Source organism: Pseudovibrio sp. POLY-S9, from assembly GCF_001431305.1.
Classification (GTDB): Bacteria; Pseudomonadota; Alphaproteobacteria; order Rhizobiales; family Stappiaceae; genus Pseudovibrio.
The window spans coordinates 301,960-310,581 of sequence record NZ_LCWX01000237.1; the positions used below are offsets into that span (position 1 = coordinate 301,960).

The 8,622-nt window shown below is 51.3% G+C and carries 8 protein-coding genes and 1 pseudogene; 2 read left to right on the forward strand and 7 right to left on the reverse strand.

Annotation, left to right across the window (positions count from 1 at the left end; translation table 11 throughout):
• Window positions 1-281 (reverse strand): annotated as a pseudogene (locus tag PPL9_RS25360) (alpha-galactoside ABC transporter substrate-binding protein); the annotation flags it as partial.
• 221 nt (window positions 282-502) lie between these two features.
• Here PPL9_RS25360 and PPL9_RS25365 point away from each other — a divergent pair.
• The gene (locus PPL9_RS25365) at window positions 503-1,390 is read left to right on the forward strand and encodes a helix-turn-helix domain-containing protein (RefSeq protein WP_208989630.1); all 888 of its coding nucleotides are present in this window, start codon (window positions 503-505) and stop codon (window positions 1,388-1,390) included.
• 29 nt (window positions 1,391-1,419) lie between these two features.
• Here the strand turns inward: PPL9_RS25365 and PPL9_RS25370 are convergent, their stop codons facing one another.
• The 6 genes from PPL9_RS25370 to dctP all read right to left on the reverse strand — a co-directional run bounded on the left by PPL9_RS25370 (window position 1,420) and on the right by dctP (window position 8,122).
• Window positions 1,420-2,190, reverse strand: coding sequence for an SDR family oxidoreductase (locus PPL9_RS25370; protein ID WP_057465306.1), 771 nt, complete (start codon window positions 2,188-2,190; stop codon window positions 1,420-1,422).
• A 118-nt stretch (window positions 2,191-2,308) separates the two neighbouring features.
• The gene (locus PPL9_RS25375; RefSeq protein WP_057465307.1) at window positions 2,309-3,679 is read right to left on the reverse strand and encodes an alpha-glucosidase/alpha-galactosidase; all 1,371 of its coding nucleotides are present in this window, start codon (window positions 3,677-3,679) and stop codon (window positions 2,309-2,311) included.
• Between the two features lie 221 nt (window positions 3,680-3,900).
• On the reverse strand, window positions 3,901-5,307 hold the full coding sequence (locus tag PPL9_RS25380; protein WP_057465308.1) for an amidase: 1,407 nt from the start codon (window positions 5,305-5,307) through the stop codon (window positions 3,901-3,903).
• Window positions 5,308-5,318: 11 nt separating this feature from the next.
• Entirely contained in the window at window positions 5,319-6,581 is a 1,263-nt protein-coding gene (locus tag PPL9_RS25385) for a TRAP transporter large permease (RefSeq protein WP_057465309.1), read from the reverse strand.
• Entirely contained in the window at window positions 6,578-7,066 is a 489-nt protein-coding gene (locus PPL9_RS25390; RefSeq protein WP_057465310.1) for a TRAP transporter small permease subunit, read from the reverse strand. The genes PPL9_RS25385 and PPL9_RS25390 overlap by 4 nt, the downstream gene beginning before the upstream one ends.
• Window positions 7,067-7,123: 57 nt before the next feature.
• Window positions 7,124-8,122, reverse strand: a complete 999-nt coding sequence (dctP, locus tag PPL9_RS25395; RefSeq protein ID WP_057465311.1) for a TRAP transporter substrate-binding protein DctP — start codon at window positions 8,120-8,122, stop codon at window positions 7,124-7,126.
• A gap of 133 nt (window positions 8,123-8,255) precedes the next feature.
• Between dctP and PPL9_RS25400 the strand changes: the two genes are divergently transcribed.
• Window positions 8,256-8,622, forward strand: a 367-nt coding sequence (locus PPL9_RS25400; protein ID WP_152986830.1) for a TetR family transcriptional regulator, incomplete at its 3' end; no start/stop codon positions are given.

Consider the following 8,622-nt stretch of genomic DNA (forward strand, 5'->3'; position numbering starts at 1 on the left):
GACATGGCTTTGGTTGACATAACCAGCGGCTCTGCTGGTAGTCGCTCGCCAACAGGTGGCAACTTGCCAGCTTTGACCAGTTCACTCAGGAACGGGGCTTCGCTATAGCCCTCCAGTTTCTGATAGGTCCACAAATCACTGCGAGACAGCAGATCATATTCCAATGTGGACATGGACTGCTCAACCGGCATTTTGTCGGCCAGTGCTGAACTTGCCGCGATTGCGCAGGCACTTACGCCTGCTGCTAAGCAAAGTTTAGACACAAGGTTTGTCGAAGACATCAATTCCTCCCCCATTTCATTACTCCCAACACCATCATGGCCACCCGCGCCGTCTCTTTTCCTCCGGCTTTCTATTCATAAATTCCGATTTTCTTCGCAGATGCTTTTAAACTGCGTATTTCTCTATACTATACACATGGGAGAATATTGAGAGCCGAACTCTCGTATTAATATCGATTCATTCGGCTTTTCAAATATTGATGCAAGAGGAGGATGTACAATTGAGTATTAGCGATGACTTATATCGTCAATATCTGGATCAGAGTGTCATACCCTCGACAGATAATTTCCTGATTATGCGCCATAAGCCTCACGTATTCTCCAAAAGACCTTATCATCATCATGCTTCCATTGAAGTGAACTTCCTGATCAACTGTGAAATGGACTATTCCTTTTCAGGAAGTCATGTGACTGTTCATCCCGGTTACATGATTTGCTTCTGGGGCGCCGCGCCGCACGGTGTTGTTGGGGTGCGCGGGGATGGCGATATGGTCAATCTCTACATCTCCTTTGCACAAATATTACAGTGGGGTTTGCCGACACGCATCACTGATGCACTCATTTCAGGAGATGTGATTTGCAACAAGGCGCCTTGCCCGATTGATGCGGTGCGTTTTGGCCATTGGGCAAGTGAGTTCAAACGAGATGACATCAACTGGCGCAAACTGGTTCTGAGTGAGATCTCGTCGCGGTTTACGCGTCTGGCGCTGGACGGTTGGAACACACTGCATCATGACTATCGTCAGTCCAGCACGGTGGTTGGTCGCGGAAAGTCCATGTTGCATGTGGAAGAGATGTTGCGGTTCATTTCAGAGAACCACACCTCGGACATTTCTGTCTCTGATGTTGCTGAATGTGTTGGCTTATCGCCGAGCCATGCAATGACTTTGTTCAAGCGCATTGTAGGGCTACCGATCAAGGAACATTTGACGCGCGTCCGGCTATCCCATGCACGCATGTTGCTTGCTGAATCTGAGATGAAAATCTTGTCCATCGCGATGGATGCTGGGTTCAGGTCTCTTTCGAGCTTTTATGAGGCGTTCCAAAACCACTTCAGCACATCTCCAGCTGCGTTTCGCAAACAAGCCAGAAACATTGGCAAGATATAGCGGGCAGCTGCCTACCCGCTACTTTTTCTTTAGCCTGTCACGACAACGCCACCATCAATGACAAGGGCTTGGCTGGTCATCATACGGCTGGCTTTGGATGCCAAAAACAGTGTTGCATCAATAATATCGTCCGGTTCCAGATGCTCCTTCAGACACTGACGACCCAGATGGGCTTTCAGATCTTCCGGCGTTGCCCAGAGGTCTTTCTGTCGCTGTGTGAGGACCCAGCCCGGCATCAGAGCGTTGACGCGGATGTTGTCTGGTCCCAACTCACGCGCCAAAGCTCTGGTCAGACCAGTGATGGCTGCTTTGGACGTTTCATAAGCCGGATAGCCTGCGTTGCCCATCATGTAGGAGATGGATGAGAAGTTGATGATGGAACCACCACCAGCCGCTTTCATGCCTGCGGCGGCAGCCTGAGCGGTAAAGAAATGGGGGCGCAAGTTCACGTGCATAGATGCATCCCATTGATCTACCTTGAATTCTTCAAGGGTATGGCGAGTATCGTTTGCAGCATTATTCACCAGCACGGTAATCGGACCATGGGCCTTTTCCGCCTGTTTGATGGAGGTCTGAAGAGCATCAACATCGGTGACATCACACTTGATGAACAAAGGTGCGACACCGTGCTTTTCCTTCATCTGCTCGGCAAATTCTGAAGCATCAGAGCGCTGTACAAAGGCGACTTTAGCGCCCTGTTGCATGAAGCCATCAGTGAGGCTTGCGCCGATCCCTGCTCCGCCGCCAGTGATGAATACACTTGCGTCCTTCAGATCATGAAAAGTGACGTTCCCAGACATTCATTCCCCCAGGGAGTGCTTGGCACTCATCTTTGATATATCAGAATATACATAAGCGGCAGCCTCGTTTCAGGCAACCGCTTATGTCATCGCATTCTTCTAATTGGCAGCGCTCTTGCTATGCAGTTTCAAGCACTTGCTTCTGCGTCCAGGCTGGCAACCAGTCTTTGTGTGCTTCCAGAAGCTCGTCCACCATGGCCCAGATTTGGTCCAGATCCAACTCCGCTGCGGTGTGCGGATCAAGCATTGCAGCGTGGTAGATATGCTCGCGCGTCTCCGTCATGAGCGCCTCAACGGTCAACTCCTGAGGACCAATGTTTGTACGCATCAGAGCTGCCAATTGAGCTGGCAATTTTCCAATGTGCGTTGGCTGGATGCCGTTGCGATCCACAAGACACGGCACTTCAACTGCGCAATCCTGTGGCAGTGAGGTAATGTAGCCTTTGTTTTGCACGTTACCATAAATGACAGCTGGCTCACCAGTCCAGATGGAGTTCATAATGGTTGAGGCGTATTCATGGCTGCGCTCTACTTCAATGCTCTCTGCATTTTTGTAGTCTTCCACCTGAGACTTCCAGCGTTCAATCTGCTCTACACAACGGACCGGGTATTCGTCGAGCGGAATGGAGAACTTCTCGAGCAGGTCCGGGCGATCACGTTTGATAAACCACGGAACATACTCAGCAAAATGCTCCGAGCTCTCTGTTACGAAATGGCCAAGACGGGTCAGCATTTCATAACGAACCACATTCTGGCAGCGTGGGTTCCATGTGGATGGTTTCGGATAGCGGCCTTCGCGGTAGCCTTCCATCAGCCTTGGAGTGAGATCCTCAAATGTGCCGTCTTCTTTGATCTCCTCCAGATATTGATAGAACGCCATGTGATTGATGCCTGCACATCTAAAGCGGATATTTGCAGGGTCGATATCAAGGTCGTGCGCCAACTCTTTGACTGTGCCCTGAACAGAGTGGCAGAGGCCTACCTGTTTGATTTGTGGGTACTTTTGCGCGATGGCCCAGGTGTTGATCGCCATTGGGTTCACGTATTGAAGCATGACCGCATCCGGGCATACTTTGAGTATATCTTCGCAGATGCTCCAGAGGTGTGGAACAGTGCGCAGACCGCGCATGATGCCGCCGATACCGAGAGTGTCGGCGATGGTCTGGCGGAGGCCGTATTTCTTGGGAATTTCGAAGTCTGTGACCGTGCACGGCTCGAAGCCACCAATCTGGAAAGCAACGACTACAAAGTCAGTAGAATCAAGCGCTTCCATCTGATTGGTGTGCGTTGAAACTGTTGCGCTCACTCCCAGCGTCGAAATCAGTTTACGCGCTACAATCTCAGATTCACCAAGGCGTTCCTCGTTGATATCCATCAGAGCGACATGTGCTCCAGAGAGCGCTGAACGCTGCAGAATATCACCAATGATGTTCTTCATAAACGTGGTGGAACCGGCACCAATAAAGGTGATTTTGGGGTTTCGGGCCATGCTTTTCTCCCATTTTCTGAAGAGCTCGCCAGCACTTCAGATTGCATAGTTCTTGAGGGGATAACCGGAAAGCCTTGAGACGGGCGTCTCTGAGCTGTCCTTTGATGAAAAACTATGGATCAGCGCCTCTCTTTTCTTCCTGTTTTCTATTCTAAATTTCCGGAAACCACGGCAATTCTGGCTCTGTTTTGTATTATTGACTCCAAAATCGCACGTATTGGCTACGCTATTGCCTCTTTGGCCGATGCAAGCCGAGAAGAGATAAACCCGTTATTCTCCAAAATTTTAGCCGTTTTGAAGAGGTATTCTTCGCCGCAACGCGGGCCGATGAGCTGGATACCGATTGGAATACCATCATAGTGATCATGAGTGGAGATACTCATGGCCGGAAGGTCAAAAAAGTTTACAGAGCCGAGGTAGGTGTTTGTTTTTGCTATCTCATTAAGGCTCTCAACGGATTTGATATCCGCACCTGCCTCAAATGCGTTTTTTGTGCAAACGGGTGAAAGGATTACGGGATATTTGCGTTGAAATTGGTCAATCAGGCGATGGTAGTGCGATCTAGCGGCCAAAGCCTGCGCATAGCCGTGATAGTCCATGGGCGGTACCAATTGCGTGTAGTACTCAAATATTGCCTGTAGTTGCTCTGAGCCAAAACGGTCGATCACGCTCTCCTTCTGGAGTGCGACTTCCGTGATCAAAAGCGATGTGTAGTGTATGTAGGCTTCTTCGATAAAGTCAATGCTGGTGTTATCCACCTTGTATCCCTGCTGCGCCAGTACCTCGCCTGCTTGCTTTAGAGATTCATTGATTTTCGGGTCAGCATCCGGTGGTGTGATGAGTGCGACCCTGTTTGGGAAGATCTTATCCTCAATCATATCCGGCAGGGACCATGTATCCAGATCGGAATAGCCTTTCATCACATCGTAAGCGAGTTTGAGATCATCAAGCGACCGTGCGAGTGGTCCTTGCGCTGAGGAGAGCTGGATGGTGATTGGGCGTTCTGCAACTGCGGTCGCATTGTAAAACGGTATGCGGCCGTGTGATGGACGCAATCCCAGCACGCCGCAGCAGAAAGCTGGCAATCTGATTGATCCACTGAGATCTGAGCCATGGGCGATGTATCCGATACCAGCTGCCAGTGAGCTCCCTGCTCCACCGCTTGAGCCGCCTGGCGTGCGGGACACATTCCACGGATTGAGGGTCTGGCCGAACAAAGTGTTGTCCGTATGAAAGCGCCATGACATTTCCGGTGTGTTTGTGCGTCCAATCGGAATTGCTCCTGCCTGTTTCAATCTCTGGACAAGGGGAGCATCCTGCTTAGCAATCAGGCCAGCAAATGCTCTCACGCCGTTGTTTGTGGAGGCACCGGCCTGATCGACGTTTTCTTTGATGGTGACGGGAATGCCGTGGAGTGGACCTAACGGCTCACCGCGCTGCAACGCAAGATCTGCCTGGTCTGCTGCCTGACGGGCCTGATCATCAAAGCGGGTGGTGACGGCATTCAGATGCGCGGTTTCATCAATGCGCGTCAGATGCTGCTCTATCACCTCACTGCATGTAATCTGCCTGTCACGGATTGCTTGAGAAACTTCGACTGCCGTCATTTTGAAGATGTTTTCAATCATTTACGGGTTCCTCAGCTTACAAGAAAGAGTGAGAGATCAGGCAGGAAGGTGACGAGCAGCAGCACGCAGAGCATGATCAGGACAAATGGAATGACTGATCTTGTGACAGTCCAGAAGCTTTCCCTGAACGCCTGAGAAGCAACCACAAGATTAATGCCGACAGGTGGTGTCAGCAGGCCAATCTCCAGATTGATGATCATGATCACGCCCAGATGCACTGGATTGATGCCGTAGATTGTTGCCACTGGGAGCAGAATGGGCGCCATGATCAGCAGCGCAGAGATGATCTCCATAAAGAACCCAACCATCAGCAGAAGGATGTTGAGGCCGATCAGGAACATCCATTTTTCTTCCACGTGCGAGGACAGCCATTGTGCCAGCTGGCTTGGAACTTGCTCTGTGGTCAGCACCATGTTCAAAGTTGCGGCGATGGCAAGAATTGGGAGCAGGCCGCCGAGCATCTGGGTTGTGTGAATGACAGCATCCCAGAGCTGGGCCAGTGTGAGCTCTTTATAAATGAACAGCTCGACAACGAGCGCATAGGCCAAGGCGATGGCAGCACTTTCTGTGGCTGTGAAGTATCCGGAGTAAATGCCCCCAAGCAGAATGACAGGCATGAGCAGCGACCAAATTCCGTTGGTGATTGCACTGCCAGCTGCGCTGATCTCAAAGCCTGTGCGCGGGATCGTTCTGTTGGCCCAGGCTGAATAGATCGCCAAAGCGACGGTAAGCAGAAGTCCTGGAATGACGCCTGCCAGAAACATATCGGTGATCGAGGTTTCTGTGACCAGACCGTAGATGATCATGGGAATGCTTGGCGGGATAACGACGCCGAGTGTTCCTGCACTCGATAACGCGCCCAGAGAATAGCTGGTGGAGTACCCCTGCTCTCGCAGTGCCGGGTACAGCACAGACCCAACTGCCAGCAGCGTTACCATGGAGGAGCCCGAGATTGCAGCAAAGAAAGCGCAGGAGAGGATTGTTGCTACGCCGAGACCTCCTGACAAAGATCCAGTCAATGCTTTGAGGACTGTGACGAGCCGCTCCGCAATGGCACCGCGGCTCATGATGGAGCCGCAGAGCAAGAAAACGGGAATGGACAGAAGCGCCTCGCGATCCAGCGCGGCCCAAAAGTCCTCCGCCATGAACATCAGCTCGCCATCGCTATACAGAAGCTGTACTGCCCCGCCGAGCACCATCAAGATAACAATGAGGCTCTGCCGTAAGATCAGCATCACCAGAACAGTGAGTGTGAGAAGGAGCGCATAGGTCATGCCGCGTCTGCCTCTTCTGGCTTCAAAGAGGGCGACAGCGCAAAGCCGAAATATCTGAGGGCGTTGGAGCAGAAGGCGTAGGGCATGATGGACTGGAACCACCAGAGCGGCCAATCCACCACGGGCACGAGGAACCCGATTTCATAGGAGGACTGCACGAGCCCAAACGAGACATAGCCCGCGAGCAGGAAGAGAGCGCCGCTCAAGACGTCTCCCAGCCGCTGCAGAAGGTTTTGCCAAACTGCCGGTAATAGCTGGTCAGTGATCTTGGGGCGAATGTGGTTGCCGGTGGATGTTGCAAGGCCAAGGCCCAGCATGCCAGCAAAAATGGCTGCAAACAGCGCGATCTTGCTGCTGTGCATCAATGAGAGATCAAAAAACTCTCGTGCAACGACATCTGCCAGCATGGCTAACACCACGATGATGTAGGCCAGAGCAGCAAGTGTCGCTTCAAATCGGTACAGCAGCTGGAAAAATCGCTTCATGCAAATTGAAAAGAGCTCTCGAAATGTAGTGGGCTCTTCCTTTCAGGTGTCATGGGATCAAAGCACACAGGCTTTCTTTGCCTCTAGAATCTTAGGCCAGACTTCTTGTGCCTGCCCGCCGATTGAGCTCACCAGTTCTTCACGCAATGGCAGGACGGCTGTTTTCCATTCTTCGCGTTGCTCCGCTGAAAGCTTATGAACGTGCCCACCCTTTTCCTGAAAACCTGCGAGCATGTCCTTTGCCATGGAGCGGACTTCATCTCGAAGACCCTGGACAGGCACCAGAGCGTTGGTGATGCTGTCCTGTTCGTTCTTACTCAACTTTTTCCAAGTGCGCATGCTCATGACCAGTGCTCCGGACTGGTGTAGGTGCGCGGAGAGTGTGAGATGGGGAGCCATCTTGCCCATACCCATGGCCACGTAGGTCATGGCTGGCAGTGTTCCGCCTTCCACCATGCCGGTTTGCAGTGCAGACGGCGTTTCAGCAAGTGATAGAACGACACCGTTTGCGCCCATACCCTGCCAGAAGTTGACCGAGTATTTGGCAGGTGCTGCACGCACTTTCACGCCTTTCACATCACCAGGAGCCAGAAATGGTTTTTTGCCGAAAGTGTGAATCCAACCCAGCTCATTCCATTGCAGGAACTTGAAACCCTTTTTCTCAAAGAGAGGTTCAAAAACAGGCGTCAGGTGTTTGTCCATTGCGCAATCAATTTGCGCATAGCTGTCCCACAGGAACGGAACACCCATGAGAGCCATTTCCGGAACAACCGTGGAAAACGCCGTCATGGAGCTGCCGAGAATATCGATCCGTCCGCGAATGGCTTTTTGGACCATAACCGGTTCTGTTCCGAGTTGACCTGCATGAAATAATTTCGCGCTTATTGCCCCTTCTGAGTTGGCCGATATTTTGCTCGCAATGGCCTCCACATGGTTGACCCAAGGGGTACCTAAAGGCGCACTGGTTGCAATTTTCAGCTCTTTAGCAGCCTGCGCCACGCCCACAAATGCAGTGAATGAAAAGGCCACCCCCAGCAATAATTCGCGTAATTTCATAGTCCCCCCAATATGTTCCCAAATCACACATGCATTCTGCTATTATCAGTGGCCCCAAGCCAAGAGATGTTATAGTTTGGCAACACAATTATCATTATCAAAAACAGAACTTATCGTCTAGTTTGAGTGTAAAATGAAATCTTATAAGCCAAAACAAAAACGAGGCTATGAGGCGGAGCAGAATTTCCTGCAAGCTGCAAAAACGATTTTTGCCAAAGAGGGTGTAGCGCGGGCGCGGGTTTCAGACATTGTTCAACTTGCAGGTTCGTCTACGGGTAATTTCTACTTTCGCTTCAAGAACAAGGAAATGTTGTTCGAGCGCCTTTTTGAGATTTACGAGGAGCATGCTCAACGCCTTATTCAGGATCTGCAAGATCCCCTCGGCTCGCTTGAGAGTACCATCTACTTTGTGACAGCTTTGAACCACAAGCTGCTGCAGGAGAATGTTGGCCTGTATCGCGCCGCTCATGAGATCTCAGCAAAGGAGCCTGAGACCTGGA